General features: G+C 65.0%; 15 protein-coding genes. 6 read left to right on the top strand and 9 right to left on the bottom strand.

All coding sequences use genetic code 11. The features are described from left to right. Positions 1–31 precede the first annotated feature (31 nt). Both QQW98_RS13385 and QQW98_RS13380 read left to right on the top strand, forming a co-directional pair. Positions 32–1963, top strand: a complete 1932-nt coding sequence (locus QQW98_RS13385; RefSeq protein WP_290135423.1) for a potassium transporter Kup — start codon at positions 32–34, stop codon at positions 1961–1963. A 162-nt stretch (positions 1964–2125) separates the two neighbouring features. Beyond that, the gene (locus QQW98_RS13380) at positions 2126–2431 is read left to right on the top strand and encodes a hypothetical protein (protein ID WP_290135422.1); all 306 of its coding nucleotides are present in this window, start codon (positions 2126–2128) and stop codon (positions 2429–2431) included. Here the strand turns inward: QQW98_RS13380 and QQW98_RS13375 are convergent. The 5 genes from QQW98_RS13375 to QQW98_RS13355 all read right to left on the bottom strand — a co-directional run bounded on the left by QQW98_RS13375 (position 2421) and on the right by QQW98_RS13355 (position 7715). Then, positions 2421–3074 carry an inner membrane-spanning protein YciB gene (locus QQW98_RS13375; protein ID WP_404800819.1) on the bottom strand — a complete coding sequence of 218 codons (654 nt, stop codon included), beginning with the start codon at positions 3072–3074 and terminating at the stop codon, positions 2421–2423. The genes QQW98_RS13380 and QQW98_RS13375 overlap by 11 nt on opposite strands. Then, positions 3071–4006 (bottom strand): signal recognition particle-docking protein FtsY, encoded by a 936-nt coding sequence (ftsY, locus tag QQW98_RS13370; RefSeq protein ID WP_290135420.1) that lies wholly within the window; start codon positions 4004–4006, stop codon positions 3071–3073. The genes QQW98_RS13375 and ftsY overlap by 4 nt, the downstream gene beginning before the upstream one ends. Further along, on the bottom strand, positions 4003–5178 hold the full coding sequence (locus QQW98_RS13365) for a MiaB/RimO family radical SAM methylthiotransferase (RefSeq protein ID WP_290135419.1): 1176 nt from the start codon (positions 5176–5178) through the stop codon (positions 4003–4005). Before QQW98_RS13365 ends, ftsY begins: the two co-directional genes overlap by 4 nt. Further along, on the bottom strand, positions 5175–5984 hold the full coding sequence (dapF, locus tag QQW98_RS13360; RefSeq protein WP_290135418.1) for a diaminopimelate epimerase: 810 nt from the start codon (positions 5982–5984) through the stop codon (positions 5175–5177). Before dapF ends, QQW98_RS13365 begins: the two co-directional genes overlap by 4 nt. Before the next feature lie 75 nt (positions 5985–6059). Further along, positions 6060–7715, bottom strand: coding sequence for a putative bifunctional diguanylate cyclase/phosphodiesterase (locus QQW98_RS13355; RefSeq protein WP_290135417.1), 1656 nt, complete (start codon positions 7713–7715; stop codon positions 6060–6062). Between the two features lie 128 nt (positions 7716–7843). On the opposite strand from QQW98_RS13355, the gene QQW98_RS13350 reads away from it, so the two are divergent. Continuing rightward, positions 7844–8257: an EVE domain-containing protein gene (locus QQW98_RS13350; RefSeq protein ID WP_290135416.1), complete on the top strand. Its 414-nt coding sequence runs from the start codon at positions 7844–7846 to the stop codon at positions 8255–8257. A 161-nt stretch (positions 8258–8418) separates the two neighbouring features. Here the strand turns inward: QQW98_RS13350 and QQW98_RS13345 are convergent, their stop codons facing one another. Then, entirely contained in the window at positions 8419–10071 is a 1653-nt protein-coding gene (locus QQW98_RS13345; RefSeq protein WP_290135415.1) for a thiamine pyrophosphate-binding protein, read from the bottom strand. A 137-nt stretch (positions 10072–10208) separates the two neighbouring features. Here QQW98_RS13345 and QQW98_RS13340 point away from each other — a divergent pair, with 137 nt between their 5' ends. Continuing rightward, complete coding sequence (locus QQW98_RS13340) at positions 10209–10412, top strand: hypothetical protein (RefSeq protein ID WP_290135414.1); 204 nt, start codon at positions 10209–10211, stop codon at positions 10410–10412. Here QQW98_RS13340 and QQW98_RS13335 read toward each other — a convergent pair. Next, positions 10400–11731 carry an MFS transporter gene (locus QQW98_RS13335; protein WP_290135413.1) on the bottom strand — a complete coding sequence of 444 codons (1332 nt, stop codon included), beginning with the start codon at positions 11729–11731 and terminating at the stop codon, positions 10400–10402. The genes QQW98_RS13340 and QQW98_RS13335 overlap by 13 nt on opposite strands. A gap of 113 nt (positions 11732–11844) precedes the next feature. Here QQW98_RS13335 and pgsA point away from each other — a divergent pair, with 113 nt between their 5' ends. Together pgsA and QQW98_RS13325 are read left to right on the top strand one after the other, a co-directional pair. Next, positions 11845–12438, top strand: a complete 594-nt coding sequence (gene pgsA, locus QQW98_RS13330; RefSeq protein ID WP_290135412.1) for a CDP-diacylglycerol--glycerol-3-phosphate 3-phosphatidyltransferase — start codon at positions 11845–11847, stop codon at positions 12436–12438. A 4-nt stretch (positions 12439–12442) separates the two neighbouring features. Continuing rightward, on the top strand, positions 12443–13081 hold the full coding sequence (locus QQW98_RS13325; protein WP_290135411.1) for a DUF6151 family protein: 639 nt from the start codon (positions 12443–12445) through the stop codon (positions 13079–13081). On the opposite strand, the gene QQW98_RS13320 is transcribed toward QQW98_RS13325, so the two are convergent. Both QQW98_RS13320 and QQW98_RS13315 read right to left on the bottom strand, forming a co-directional pair. Continuing rightward, positions 13069–13431, bottom strand: coding sequence for a PilZ domain-containing protein (locus tag QQW98_RS13320; protein WP_290135410.1), 363 nt, complete (start codon positions 13429–13431; stop codon positions 13069–13071). The two genes, QQW98_RS13325 and QQW98_RS13320, sit on opposite strands and share 13 nt — an antisense overlap. Positions 13432–13509: 78 nt before the next feature. Next, positions 13510–14406, bottom strand: coding sequence for a hydrogen peroxide-inducible genes activator (locus QQW98_RS13315; protein ID WP_290135409.1), 897 nt, complete (start codon positions 14404–14406; stop codon positions 13510–13512).

Raw genomic sequence — 14406 nt, 5'->3', positions numbered from 1 at the left:
TTCCGCCATGGAGCGAGGGGCGTAAATCCCGATGAGCGAAGCAGCAGCGCCGCTGCCTGAAACAGGCGGAGCGCACGGCCACCACCGAGACAAGAAGAAGGCCGCGCTGGCAGTCGGCGCGATCGGCGTCGTCTTCGGCGACATCGGCACGAGCCCGCTGTACGCCTTTCGCGAGACCTTTACCGGGGCTCACAGCGGCGGCTTGCTGATTGACCGGCTGCACGTGTTCGGCGTGGTCAGCCTGATCTTCTGGTCGATGCTGCTGGTCGTGGCGATCCAGTACGTCACCATCCTGATGCGCGCAGACAACAAGGGGCAGGGCGGCAGCCTTGCGCTCGTCGCGTTGCTATCGCGCCATATCGGGCGCGGTAGTTACGGCTGGCTGGTCGTGGTGCTCGGCGTGTTCGCGACATCGCTGTTTTACGGCGACAGCATGATCACGCCCGCAATCTCGGTCCTATCGGCTGTCGAGGGGCTTACGGTGGTGGACCACCGACTCGACCCGCTGGTCATCCCTATCGCACTGTTCCTGCTGGTGTTCCTGTTCCTTTTGCAGAAGCGCGGCACGGCGAAGGTCGGCGCGTTATTTGCGCCGGTGATGATCGTCTATTTCTGCGTTATCGCGGTGCTCGGCACGATCCAGATCGTCCAGAACCCCGAAATCCTGTTTGCGCTCAATCCCTGGTACGCGGTCCAGTTTTTCATCACCGACAAGTGGATCGCGTTCTTCGCGCTGGGCGCTGTTGTCCTCGCCGTGACCGGTTCGGAGGCGCTCTATTCCGACATGGGCCATTTCGGGCGCGGCCCGATGCGCCTGTCGTGGTTTGGCTTCGTCATGCCATGCCTCTTGCTCAATTATTTCGGGCAAGGCGCGATGATCGAAGGACTGCCCGCTGCCGAAGCGGCCGAGGTCGTGCGCAACCCGTTCTTCCTGCTGGCGCCGGAGAATCTGCGCCTGCCGCTCGTCATTCTGGCGACCTGCGCCACCTTCATTGCCAGCCAGGCGGTGATCTCGGGCGCGTTCTCGATCACGCACCAGGCGATCCAGCTGGGCTTCATGCCGCGCATGAGCATTCGCCACACGTCGGAGGAAGAGGCGGGCCAGATCTACATTCCCGTGATCAACTGGGCTTTGCTGATCGCCGTGATCGTGCTGGTCCTGACTTTCCAGAACTCCTCGGCCCTAGCGAGCGCATACGGTATCGCGGTCACCGGCGCGGTGACCATCGACACGCTGCTGATGGCGGTGCTGCTGGTCGGCGTGTGGAAATGGAAATGGTGGCTCGCCGCGCCGGTCGTGATACTCTTCCTCATCGTCGACGGGGCCTATTTCGTCGCCAACCTCTTCAAGGTGCCGGACGGCGGCTGGTTCCCGCTGCTGGTGGGCGCGATCGTGTTCACCATGCTCACCACCTGGGCGCGCGGCCGCACCTTGATGCGCAAAAAAATGAGCGAGGTCGGCCTACCGCTCGACGTGTTCGCGAAGAGCGCGCGGGGAAGCGCCAAGCGCGTTCCCGGCACGGCGATCTTCATGAGCAGCAGCACCAGCGGCGTGCCATCCGCGCTTCTGCATAACATCAAGCATAACAAGGTACTGCACGACCGGGTGGTGGTGCTGACCGTCGACATCGCCGACGAACCTTACGTCGATGAAGCCTATCGCTGCGAAATCCACGAGCTGGAAGACGGGTTCTTCCGGGTCAGCCTGCACTACGGCTTCATGGAGGAAACCGATGTTCCGCGCGCCCTGACGCGCAAGGAAATGTGCGGCGGGCCGTTCGACATGATGAAGACCAGCTTCTTCCTCAGCCGCCAGACGCTGCTGAGTGCGGAGAACCCCGGCATGGCCGTCTGGCGCGAGAAACTGTTCGCCTGGATGATGCGCAATTCCGCAACGCCGATGGAATTCTTCCGCCTGCCGACCAACCGCGTGGTCGAGCTCGGCAGCCAGATGAAAATCTAGGCGCAGCAGGGTTTTTAACGGATCTGCGGCTATTGAGGCCGCATGATCGCTGCCGCGCCGAGAGAGCCTGTTTCGTCGCCTTCTGCGCGTGGTTTCTGCCCCCCGCTCGGCCACAGCTTCTTCGTCATCCTGACGCTCGGCGTAGCCTGACTGGGCCTGCTGATGGGCCTGAAGACCCTGCTGATGATGATCTACCTGACGGGCTTCATTCCGACAGCGGTCACGGCGACGATCCATGTCCTCTTCCTGCGTCGTACGCCGCTTTGGCTGGCCAGTCTAATCGTTGTCCTGGTGGGCACGGCAGCGGCTTACCTGTGGTGGCTCCCTGCGCTGGGGCAGGCCCTGCGCGCGCATTATGTCACCGCAGCGCTCCTGCTGTCCGCTGCCGGTGCTGTTTCGCTCATTCCCGCAGCTGGGCGTGCCCGCGAGTTGGCGATGGCGCGGCGTTATCGCACGATCAGCCTGTAGGCGGCTCGTCTTTCACGACGTCGACTTCCTGTCCCACGTCCAGCCCATGCCGCAACAGCATCGGGATCTGGGTGAAGGTGAACAGGAACGTCAGAGGCAGGAACACCCACAGTTTCGCCGCCAGCCAGTCCTCGAAACTGAAGAAGTGGCGCAGCCCCTCGTTGAGCAGCGCCAGCGCGATGAAGAAAATGCCCCAGTTGCGCGACAGCTTCAGCCATCCTTCGTCGGACAGGCCCTCGAATGCGGTTTCCAGCGCCCATTTCAGCAGCGCCTTGCCGCGCGCATAGGCCACCAGCAACGCGACGGCGAAGAAGGCATAGATCGCGGTTGGCTTGATCTGGATCCAGAAGGGGTCGCCCAGGAAGATCGTCAGCATGCCGAAGCCCACGATCAGCACGGTCGAGAGCATCAGCATCGGGCTGATCTTGCCGAGCCGGAATTTCGACACGGCGAGGGCGATCAATGCCGCGACGATGAAAGCACCGGTCCCGCGAATGACGGCAAAGATTTCTCCAGAGGCGCTTTCACCTTCAGGCGCGAAATAGCGGTAGGTGAGGAAGAATACGAGCAGCGGCCCGTAATCGACCGCGACGTTGATCCAGCTGGACCCGGCGGATTGCTTCTTCGTCTCGTCGGCCATCATGCCACCCCCGCAATGACGCGCGCGACCAGGTCCGGATCGAACGGGCGCAGGTCGTCCATCCCTTCGCCGACGCCGATGGCGTGGATGGGCAGGCCGAACTGCTCGGCCGCCGCAACCAGCACGCCGCCGCGTGCCGTGCCGTCCAGTTTGGTCATGATCAGGCCGGTGACACCCGCGACCTCGCGAAAAATCTCGATCTGGCCGAGCGCGTTCTGGCCGTTGGTGGCATCGAGCACCAGCACCACGTCGTGCGGCGCTTCCGGGTTCAGCCGGCCGAGAACCTTTCGGATCTTGGCGAGCTCGTCCATCAGCTCGCGCTTGTTCTGCAGCCGCCCGGCAGTATCGACGATCAGCGCATCGGTCCCGACATCGGTCGCTGCCTTGACCGCGTCGAACACGATGCTGGCCGGATCGCCGCCTTCCGGCCCGCGGATCAGCGGCGCACCGATGCGGTCGGCCCATACGGCGAGTTGCTCGATCGCGGCGGCGCGGAATGTGTCGCCCGCAGCCAGCATAACCTCGTAATCGTCTTCGTAGAAAAGGTGGCCGAGCTTGGCGATAGTGGTCGTCTTGCCGGATCCGTTGACGCCGATCACCAGGATCACCTGCGGGCGGGGGAACGCCGTGACTTCCAGCGGTTTTGCGACAGGGCGCAGGATAGCGGCGATTTCCTCCGCCACGGCTTCCTTCAGCTCGCGCTCGGTGATGGTCGAGCCGAAGCGCTTTTCGGCCAGCTTGGCGCGGATGCGGCCGGCGGCGGACGGGCCGAGGTCGGACACGATCAGCGCGTCCTCCACCTCGTCAAGCGTGGCGTCGTCCAGCTTCGTGTTCCCGACCGTCCCGGCGAGGTTGCCGGACAGGCGCTCGGAGGTCTTCTTTAACCCCCCGAAAACGCGGTCGGTCCAGCCGGAATTGTCGGCGGCGTCGGTCATGCAAGCAGTCCTTCGTCGAGGCGGGTGGGGGTGATGGTCACGACGGTGCCCGGTACGGCACCTTCCGGCGCGCGGACGCGGGCGAAGTTCGCTGCATGTCCGGTCCCGTCCTTTTCGACAAGCACGGCCAGGGGTTGGCCTACGAGCGAGACGAGCCATGCCTGCCGAACCTTCGCTGCCGTCTCGCGCAATTCGGCAGCGCGGGCCTTGATGGTCGCACCGTCCACTTGGGGCATCCGGGCGGCAGGCGTCCCGGGGCGGGCGGAATAGGGAAAGACATGCGCGTGGACGATGTCCAGTTCCTCGATAATCGCGCGGTTTGCCGCGTGGTGCGCGTCCGCCTCGGTCGGGAAGCCTGCAATCAGGTCTGCGCCGATGGCCAGCTCCGGCCGTCGCGCCTTGAGCCGCTCCACCAGCGACAGGGCGTCGCTCCGGCCATGCCGCCGCTTCATTCGCTTGAGGATCAAGTCGTGCCCGTGCTGCAGCGACAGGTGCAATTGCGGCATAACCCGCGCTTCGCCCGCGATCAGGTCGAACAGCAGCGGGTCGATTTCGATCCCGTCGACCGAGGAGAGGCGCAGGCGGGGCAGGGCGGGATACTCGCGCAGGATCGCCTCTACCAGAACCCCCAGCCCGGGCGCGCCGGGCAAATCCTCGCCCCAGCTGGTCAGGTCTACCCCGGTTAGCACGATCTCCTTCGCGCCGCGCGCAAAGTGCGCGCCGACTTCGCGCAGCACCTGCGACACAGACAGCGAGCGGCTGGTGCCGCGGCCCTGCGGGATGACGCAAAAGGTGCAGGCATGGTCGCAGCCGTTCTGCACGGCGACGAAGGCACGGGTCTTCGTGGGTGCTTGCGGCGTTTGCGCCGGCGGCAGGTTCCAGCTGCGCGGATCGAGCTTGGCGGTGTTTGCGACTAGCCCGTCCACTTCGTCCATCGCGGCGAAGCGTTCGCGCTCGATATCGGCCGCGCAGCCGGTGACAAGCAGCCGCGCATCGGGCTGGGCACGGCGGGCCTTGCGGATCGCCTGGCGCGTCTGGCGCACCGCTTCGCTGGTGACCGCGCAGCTGTTGACGATGACGACTTCGCCCGGCTCGGCCGCGAACATCGCGCGGATACGCTCGCTTTCGGCGAGGTTGAGGCGGCAACCGAGAGTGACGACATGCGCGCTCATGAATAGTCGACCGCTTTGAAAGTGCCGCGAAAGCTCTCCGCCGCCGGGCCGGACATCATGATCCGGTCCTCCCCCGTCCATTCGATGTCGAGCGGGCCGCCGGGCAGGCGCACCGTGACGCTGCGCTCCGTAAGGCCGCGCTTCGCCGCTGCGACCGCCGTCGCACAGGCGCCCGTGCCGCATGCGCGCGTGAGCCCCGCGCCGCGTTCCCACACGACAAGGCGGATCGACTTCCGATCCATGACCTGCGCCACGTTGACGTTCACCCGTTCGGGAAAAAGCGGGTCGTTCTCGATAATAGGGCCGAGCCTGCCGAGCTCCACCGCGCCGAGGTCGTCCACGAAGAAGATGACGTGCGGGTTGCCGACGTTGACGGCGACCGGCGCCTCGAGTTCGCCCCAGGCGACGGGCATGGAGGCAGTGTCCATCGCATAAGCGAGCGGGATCTGCGTCCATTCGAACCGCGGGCTGCCCATGTCGATCCGTGCGCCGCGATCGGCTGGTACGGCGTCGATGATGCCGCCTTGGGTAAGGATGCGCGCAGGCTTGCCTTCGCGAAGGGACACGGCGCGCGCCGCGTTCCCGCAGGCTTCCACTTCACCGCCGTCGCTGTTGAAAATGCGCATGCGGACATCGGCCTCGTCCGTATCCTCCAGCACGATCAGCTGGTCGCAACCGATGCCGGTGCGCCGGTCGGCCAGCGAACTGACCAGCTTTTCGGTCAGCTGCGGCAGCGCCTGTTCGCGCGCGTCGAGCACGATGAAATCGTTGCCGAGGCCGTGCATCTTGGTGAAGGAAACCCGCATGTCTGCCGGGCATTAGGGGGCGGGCGCGCCCCAGTAAAGCTATGGGGAGTAAAGCGAAGGCCGGACGGCAGGCTGTCAGCCGGTGCGGCGGGCAGGCTCCGTCTCGGCAGCCCGGGCCGCCTCGTCGGCGGTCAGCGCCTCGAGCTCGGCGGCAGGGACCACGAGATCCCGGCTCGCCAGCCAGTCTCGCGTCGCGGCCGCATCGGCAGGGCGGCCGTAATGATAGCCCTGCGCCTTCATCCCGCCCATGCCGCGCAGCAGGCCGAGGATCGCCTCGTTCACAACGCCTTCCGCGGTGATCGGCAGGTTCAGCCCCTGGCCGAGCTGGACGATGGATTCGACGATGGTGGCGGCGTTCTCGTCGCCGTCGACGCCGCTCACGAAGCTTCGGTCGATCTTGATCCGGTCGAACGGCAGGCTGCGCAGTTGTGACAGGCTGGAATAGCCGGTGCCGAAATCGTCGAGACTGATCTTCACGCCCTGGTTCTTCAGGCTGGCGATGACCGTGCGGACGACTGCCAGATTTTCGTGGAGGCAGCTTTCGGTGATCTCCACCTCCAGCCGTCGCGGCGGGAAATGCGCGGCGTGGAGTCGCTGGAGCAGCTTTTGCGCAAACCATGGATCGCGCAGCTGGACCGGCGAGACGTTGATCGACAGTGTCAGGTGCTCGCTCCATCCGGCGGCATCGGCCAGCGCCTGCTCCACCAGACGGTCGGACATTTCCGAAATGATGCCCATTTCCTCGGCGATGGGGATGAAGATGTCGGGGCCGACGAGGCCCATGTCGGGCGATTCCCACCGGGCGAGCATCTCGAAACCGATGAGGTCGCCGGTGGCGAGATCGATCTGCCGTTCGTAATACGGCTTGAAGTGGCCCTCGCGCACGCCGTTGCGGATGCCCACTTCCAGCTCGTTGCGGAAGCGCAGTTCGTTTTCCATCGCCGGTTCGAACCAGGCGAATTGGGCCCGACCGGCCTTCTTGGCCTGGTACATGGCGATATCGGCGCGGTGGACGAGGGCCTGCGACAGGCATTCGTCGAGCGATGCCCCTTCGAGGCCGTCGCTCGCGGCGATCCCGATCGAGGTGCTGATGTCAATTTCCAGCCCGTCGATCACCACCGGCGCGGACATGGCCCTGAGCAGCGCCGCGGCGTGCCGGTCCACCGCATCGCGGCTGCGCGCGTCGAAACGCATGAAACAGGCGAATTCGTCCCCGCCAAGTCGGGCGACGAGCGTATCGGCCGGCATGACACCGCGGATACGGCGAGCGAGTTCGACCAGCACCTGGTCGCCGACCTTTTGACCGTTCAAGTCGTTGATGGCCTTGAAATGGTCGAGGTCGAGCATCATCGCCGCAACCAATCGTCGCTCGCCCGCAGCCGCCTGTAGCAGTGCCGCACCGGCGGCGGAAAGGCTGCGGCGGTTGAGGCAATCGGTCAGCGGATCGGTCTCTGCAAGGCGGCGGGCGAGGGCTTCGGCCTCGCGGCGCTGCTCGATCTCCGCGGTCAGTTCGCGGTAGCGGCGCCAGACGAGGATGATCAGCGCCACGTTCAGGATCACGGCGTTCAGCAGCAGCGGGTCGGGGGCGGGGGCCTGGCCGAGGACGTTCTTCACGGTCTGCGCCAGCACCTGTCCGGCAGTGCCGACGAACAGGATGATGGCCGCAATGGCGATGCCAAAGGTGATGAAATCGCGCTTCGCACCCTGTTCCGGCTTGGCGGAACGGGCCATGGCGTCATCCGTAGTCGGTTGAGAGACGCTCAATCGTACCCCCTTGCACGTGTCCGCAGGATATCGCGCAAGGAGTTGAAATTCTGGTTAACACGAGCTTTCCGCCCGCCCGGGCACGAGGAGATATGATGGCGAAACGCTACTGGCTGCTGAAATCCGAACCGTTCAAGTACAGCTGGGACGATCTTGTCGCGGAAAAGGAAGGCACGTGGGACGGCGTTCGCAACCACCGCGCGAAGAACAACCTGGCGGCGATGGAAGTGGGGGACCAGGCGTTCTTTTACCACTCGCGCGAAGGGCTGGAGATTGTCGGCATTTGCGAGGTGAGCGTGGCCGGCATCACCGACCCCACGGACGATACCGGCAAGTGGGCCGCCGTGAAGGTGAAGCCGAAAACCAAGCTGCCGAGCCCGGTCACGCTGAAGCAGATCAAGGCCGAACCCGCGCTGGAGGATTGCGAACTGGTGAGCCAGTCCCGCCTGTCGGTGGCGGAGATCAAGCCGGAGGAATGGTCCGTGATCATGTCGCTGGCCGGCGTGTAATTTGCGACGAACCGAGTACAGGCGCGGAAACCAACGGTCAGGGTGCGCGTTGATCGATTGAAACCGTTAGACTGGTCCGGCGATACCACTTCTGCCGACCGTTCGGTTTCAACGGAAAGAGCCGCTCCTTTCGGGAGGCGGCTCTTTCTTTTTTGTGCGCGCTACTTGCCGCGCAGCCCGCTGATCGTGGCGCCGGAGGCTGCGATATATTCGATATCCGTGACGGCATGGATGAGGCGCAGGCCGCTGCGTCCACGCGCTTCGTCCAGCGCAGCCAGCATTTCCTCGGTGGTTTCCACGCGGACCGACCATGCGCCGAAGGACGCGCCGAAAGCCGCGAAATCGGGATTGGCAAGGGTGGTCGCCGAGATGCGGCCGGGATGCTCGCGCTCCTGGTGCATGCGGATCGTGCCGTAGGCCGAATTGTCGACCACGATGACGGTGAGGTCGAGGCCGTATTGCGCTGCGGTTGCCAACTCCTGCCCGTTCATCAGGAAGTCCCCATCACCCGCCACCGCGACGACTTGCCGGTCCGGGAAACGGCGGGCGGCGGCAACCGCTGCGGGCACGCCGTACCCCATCGCGCCGCAGGTCGGGGCCAGCTGCGAAGGGTGCGCACGATAGCGCCAGAAGCGATGCCACCAGCCGGCGAAATTGCCCGCGCCGTTGCAGACGATCGTATCTTCCGGCCAATGCTCCACCATCGCACCCACTGCCATGCCGAGATCGAGCTTTGCTTCGCCCGGCTGCGGTGTCGCCCATTCCGACCATTCGCGATTGGCCTGCGCGCCGGCATCGAAGGACAAGATGTCGTCATCCCACAGCGCCGCGGTTTCGGCGAACTCGGCCGTATCGCAGCACAGGGCCAGATCGGCGCGATAGACGCTGTCGAGCTCTTCCGGATCGGGATGGACGTGGATCAGGATCTGGCCGGGATGGTTGGGCGTCACGACGGTGTAACCGTCCGTCGTCGCCTCGCCCAGGCGGGCGCCGACGACGAGGACGAGGTCGGCGTTCTTCACGCGTTCCACCAGCTTGGGATTGGGGCCGTAGCCGAGTGCGCCTGCATAGACCGGGCTGCTGGCCGGGATCGCGTCCTGCCGGCGGAAAGCGGTGGCGACCGGCAGGCCGATCCGCTCGGCGAACTGGGTGAAATACTCGCGGGTCCGCGCGTTCCACCCTGCGCCGCCGACGATTGCAACGGGGGAGGCCGCATCGCCGATCATCGCCATCAACGCACCCATCGCGTCGGGACAGGCGGCCTGCGCGGGGCGGGTGACCATCGGCCGCGGCGCGCCAGCGACCTCTTCCACCAGCATGTCTTCCGGAAGGGCGAGGACAACCGGGCCGGGGCGACCGTTCATGGCCGTGGCATAGGCCCGGGCGATATATTCGGGCACGCGGGCGGGATCGTCGATCCGCGCGGCCCATTTGCAGATGGGGCCGAAAAAGGCGGGAAAGTCGATTTCCTGGAAGCCTTCGCGGTCGCGCATGGGGCGGCCGACATCGCCGACGAACAGGATCATCGGCTGCGAATCCTGCATCGCGACATGGACGCCAATGCTGGCGTTGGTCGCGCCCGGGCCGCGGGTGGCAAAGCAGATGCCGGGGCGGCCCGTCATCGCTCCGTCCGCGCAGGCCATGAACGCTGCCCCGCCTTCCTGCCGGCAGGTGATGACGTCGATCCCTTCGCGGTCATGCAGCGCGTCGAGCACGGCGAGGAAGCTTTCGCCCGGCACGGTGAAAATGCGGTCGCAGCCCTGTTCGATCAGGCTGTCGACGAGGAGGGCGGCCGCGGTCTGGTTTTCGCTCATGCCAGCGCCCTAGCGCCGCCCCTTCGCAACGGCAATCCGCCATCTTCAGCGTGAACGATCAGCCTTAATGTCCCGTCCTGCGACGGTGGATTTCCTGCCGTGGCCATTATCGTAAAGAAGGCGTTAACACCTTCGTTATGAGACGCTCACTCACACTCACCACCGAAGCAGCCCGCCACCCGTTCCGCGCCAGCCTGCCGCCGCATGTCTTTGCGCGCAGCGGTGAGGAGGCCGAGCCCGTGCCGAGCCGCATGCCTTGGCGAATCGAGGCGGAAGACATCCGCCATTTCATGATGGCCTATTGCGCCTGCCTGTTCGGCGTGTCCGCCTACATCGCCTGACGGACAGGCCGGGCAGCGCGCTCAGCCACCAGCAGCCGATAGCCTAGCCAGATCGAAACGAGGCACATCGCGCTCGACAGCAGGACCTGCTCGGCCAGCGGAACTCCGATCGTGCTCAGGGCAAACGCCAGCACCGATCCGAAGACCATCGCACCGGAATTGACGATGTTGTTCGCCGCGACCGTTCGGCTGGTGACATTCGCGGGCACGCGCGTGGTGAGGAACGCGTAGAGCGGCACCACGAACATCCCGCCGAAGATCGCGATCAGCAGCAGGCTCCCCAACACCACCCACGCCAGCGGGTAGGAGAGGAAGGTGGAGACATCCATCAATTCCTGGCTGCGCAGCCCGGCATTCCACGCCCGGCACACGAAGTAGAATACGGCCACCATCGCGCCCATCGCGGCGACCGACGCCGGTGCGTAGCGGGCGGAAACCTCGCCTTTCAGGAGCATATTCACCGCGACCGAGCCGATCGCCACGCCGATGGAGAAGAAGACGAGGAACAGGCTCGCCACCTTCGGATCGGCCATCAGGACGTTCTTCGCCAGCGGGGGAAACTGGATGAACAGCACGCTGCCGATGGTCCAGAAGAAGCTGATGGCGAGGATGGCGAACCACACCTCGCGGTTGTGGACGGTGTCGCGCACCAGCCGCCATGAGGAGGTAAAGGGATTGAAGTCGATCGTTTCCTGCGTGCCCATGGGCGGGGCGGTGGGAACCTGGCGCGACACGGCATAACCGATCAGCGCGAAGGCGATGATGGCATAGGCGGCAATCTCGATCGCTTCGGACAGCAGGCCGGCAAGGATGACGCCGCCCATGATGGCGATGTAGGTCCCGGCCTCGACCAGCCCGGTGCCGGCCAGCACTTCCCCCGGCTTCAGGTGCTGGGGCAGGATCGCGTACTTGATCGGCCCGAAGAATGCCGATTGCACCCCGGTGCCGAACAGGGTCGCGAGCAGTAGCGGGATCGCCACCGTGTCCACCGCGATGCCGCGCCAGGCCAGGAACAGGCCGACCGCGCCCACCGACATCAGCAGGATCTCGGCAAACTTGATCCACCGGATCAGTCGCGCCTTGTCCCGCAGGTCGGCGAGCTGGCCGGCAAGGGCGGACAACAGGAAGAAGGGCAGGATGAACAGCCCCGAGGCGAGGCTGGAGAACATCGTCTCCGTCTCCGCCGAATTATAGACGGTGTAGACGACGAAGAGGACCATCGTCGTCTTGTAGACATTGTCGTTGAAGGCGTTGAACAGCTGGGTGACGAACAGCGGCAGGAAACGCCGTGCGCGTAAGAGTTCGGTTGTGGTCGACATGCGCGCCCTTGGTAGCCCCTGAAGTGTGCGCGACCGTAGCGGCAAGATGACGCGGGACAAGTGATTACTCGCGGCTTTTGCCCGGCGGCCTGGCGCGCTAGGGGTCGCAGTCGATGCTGTCCCTGCCGAACATCCTCACCATGAGCCGCATCTTCGCGGTGCCGTTCCTCGTCGCGCTGCTGTGGTGGCCGGGGTGGGAACTGGGCTACCTGCTTGCCTTCGGTCTCTACAGCCTGATGGGGATCACCGATTACTTCGACGGGATGCTGGCGCGCTCGAGCGGCACGGTCAGCAAGCTGGGTGCCTTCCTCGATCCCATCGCCGACAAGATCATGGTGGCCGCCGTCATCCTGGTGCTGACGGCGCAAGGCTGGCTGCGCGGCCCGCTGGTGGGCGACTTCCACGTGATCGCCGGGTTGGTGATCCTGATCCGCGAGATCGCGGTGAGCGGTCTCCGCGAATTCCTCGGCGGCATACAGGTTTCGGTCCCTGTCAGTCGCCTCGCCAAGTGGAAGACGACCTTCCAGATGCTATCGCTTGGCTCGCTGATCCTTGCAGGCGGCCTGCCGCGCTGGATGATGACGCTGGGCGAATTCACGTTCAACGTGCCGCACATGGTCGGACTGTGGAGCCTGTGGGCCGCAGCCATCCTGACGGTCATCACCGGTTGGGATTACCTGAGGGTCGGCCTGAAGCACATGGACTGACCCTGTGGCCGGCGACCTCATCCTCGAATGCGATTGTGGTGCGATCGGCGGCAAGCTGTCCGCCGAAGCGGCGGCGGAGGGAAGCTGGCTCGTCTGCCATTGCCGCGATTGCCAGGCTTTCGTGCATCACTTGGACAAGGGCGATCGCGTGCTGGACGATTATGCGGGAACGCCGCTGGTGCAGACCCGCGCCTTTGGCCTGCAAATTGATAAGGGCGAGGAAAGCCTCGCCAGCGTCCGCGTGACGGATGGCAAGCTGCTCCGCTGGTATTGCCGCGAGTGCCGCACCCCGATCGCCAACACGATGATGGACGGCAAGTGGCCGTTCCTTTCGCTGATCGCTTATCCGCTGAAAGGCGAGACCCCCGCCGCCGCCGGTGATCCGGTGCATGTGTTCACGGAGAGCGGTTGCGGGGACACGTCGGGGCTGAAAACGGGTGGCGCGCTGAAAATGATCGCGCGGGTATTCGGGCGGATCCTGTGCGACAAATGGCAGCGCAAGGGACGAACGGGGGCTTTTTTCGATGCGGAGGGCCGGCCGATCGCGCGGCCCCACCTGCTCACCAGAGAAGAACGGAAACTGGCCGACTCGCGCGCAGGCGGGTTCTGCGAAAGCCGTACGGTTTCCGGTCAGCCCATGTAGCCGGAACCGGTCTTACGGGTTTCCACCAGCGGGATGCCGAAGCGGTCGCGCGGATCGTTGCGGTCGAACACTTCGTCCTCGTCATATCCGAAGGTCTCGACCACCTTGGAGTGCAGCGGCATTTCGAACTTGATCCCGGCATTCTTGCCGATCCGCCAGACGATATGGCCGGGCATCTCGACGCCTTCCTTCAGCGTCACGATCAGCGGTGCGCCTTCCTCGGCTTCGGTGTCCGACAATTCGATCATGCAACCGCCGCTCGACAAGTTGTAGAGCGCGGCGCTGCCGCTTTGCGTCTCGGTCTCGAAATGGACCGTGTGATCGGTTGTGAAGCGATTGTACGAACGCATGTGCCCTTAACCCCTGTGCTGCCCCACGTTCCGGAATAGCAGGATCGGGGCTGACAAAAGGTTAATACGCAGGTTTGCTTACCCCGCGCGTAACTCTTCGGCCAGCAAGCGGAAATCGTCCTCGCGCGGTGAATTCTTGCGCCAGACCAGGGCAATATGGCGCACTGCGCCGTCGCCTTCCAGCGGGCGGGCGACCACGCTGGTTTCGTGCAGGATCCCCGCGTCGATGGCCATTTCGGGCAGCATCGTGACGCCGAGCCCGTTGTCGACCATTTGCACCAGCGTGTGCAGGCTGGTGCCGATCATGGTGGCGCTGTCGCGCAATTCGGGACGGTTGCAGGCGGCAAGGGCATGGTCCTTCAGGCAGTGCCCGTCTTCCAGCAACAGCAGCGTGCCTTCCTCGATGATCGCGGGATCGACCTCATCGGGCAGATTGCCCGGCTGGCCTTCGGGAAAGGCGGCGAACAGGCGATCGGCCTCGATCTCCTCATAAGCCGCCTCGCCGATGGGGTAGGGCAGGGCCAGCAGCACGCAATCCGCGCGCCCGTGCTGGAGCGATTCCATTGCCGCAGCACTCGGTTCCTCGCGCAGGAACAGCTTGAGGCCGGGCCGTTCCTGCTTGAGGCGCGGCAGCAGGCGAGGAAGCACGAAGGGCGCGATGGTGGGGATCACGCTGAGACGCATTTCGCCCGACAGCGGCGCGCCGGCGGCCTGGACCAGGTCGGACAATTCCTCCGCCTCACGCAGCACGCGGTGCGCTTTTGCGACTACCGCAGTGCCAAGACCGGTGAAGCGCACCACCCGCCGGCTGCGCTCCACCAGCGTCACGCCGAGGAGCGATTCCAGTTCGCGAATACCTGCCGAGAGGGTCGACTGCGACACGAACACCGCTTCGGCCGCGCGGCCGAAGTGGCCGTGTTCATGCAGCGCTACGAGATACTGCAGCTGCTTCAGCGTGGGCAAATAGGTGGACAT

This window comes from Alteriqipengyuania flavescens (assembly GCF_030406725.1).
GTDB classification, from domain to species: Bacteria; Pseudomonadota; Alphaproteobacteria; order Sphingomonadales; family Sphingomonadaceae; genus Alteriqipengyuania_B; species Alteriqipengyuania_B flavescens.
This window is presented reverse-complemented; position numbering and strand designations above follow the sequence as displayed.

Excerpts from the sequence above, each read along its gene's own strand:
- QQW98_RS13315 (WP_290135409.1), bottom strand. The coding sequence starts at position 14,406 with ATGTCCACCTATTTGCCCACGCTGAAGCAGCTGCAGTATCTCGTAGCG.
- dapF (WP_290135418.1), bottom strand. The coding sequence starts at position 5,984 with ATGCGGGTTTCCTTCACCAAGATGCACGGCCTCGGCAACGATTTCATC.
- QQW98_RS13335 (WP_290135413.1), bottom strand. The coding sequence starts at position 11,731 with ATGTCGACCACAACCGAACTCTTACGCGCACGGCGTTTCCTGCCGCTG.
- QQW98_RS13385 (WP_290135423.1), top strand. The coding sequence starts at position 32 with ATGAGCGAAGCAGCAGCGCCGCTGCCTGAAACAGGCGGAGCGCACGGC.
- QQW98_RS13375 (WP_404800819.1), bottom strand. The coding sequence starts at position 3,074 with ATGATGGCCGACGAGACGAAGAAGCAATCCGCCGGGTCCAGCTGGATC.
- QQW98_RS13380 (WP_290135422.1), top strand. The coding sequence starts at position 2,126 with ATGGGCCTGAAGACCCTGCTGATGATGATCTACCTGACGGGCTTCATT.
- QQW98_RS13340 (WP_290135414.1), top strand. The coding sequence starts at position 10,209 with ATGAGACGCTCACTCACACTCACCACCGAAGCAGCCCGCCACCCGTTC.
- QQW98_RS13345 (WP_290135415.1), bottom strand. The coding sequence starts at position 10,071 with ATGAGCGAAAACCAGACCGCGGCCGCCCTCCTCGTCGACAGCCTGATC.
- pgsA (WP_290135412.1), top strand. The coding sequence starts at position 11,845 with ATGCTGTCCCTGCCGAACATCCTCACCATGAGCCGCATCTTCGCGGTG.
- QQW98_RS13350 (WP_290135416.1), top strand. The coding sequence starts at position 7,844 with ATGGCGAAACGCTACTGGCTGCTGAAATCCGAACCGTTCAAGTACAGC.
- ftsY (WP_290135420.1), bottom strand. The coding sequence starts at position 4,006 with ATGACCGACGCCGCCGACAATTCCGGCTGGACCGACCGCGTTTTCGGG.
- QQW98_RS13355 (WP_290135417.1), bottom strand. The coding sequence starts at position 7,715 with ATGGCCCGTTCCGCCAAGCCGGAACAGGGTGCGAAGCGCGATTTCATC.
- QQW98_RS13320 (WP_290135410.1), bottom strand. The coding sequence starts at position 13,431 with ATGCGTTCGTACAATCGCTTCACAACCGATCACACGGTCCATTTCGAG.
- QQW98_RS13365 (WP_290135419.1), bottom strand. The coding sequence starts at position 5,178 with ATGAGCGCGCATGTCGTCACTCTCGGTTGCCGCCTCAACCTCGCCGAA.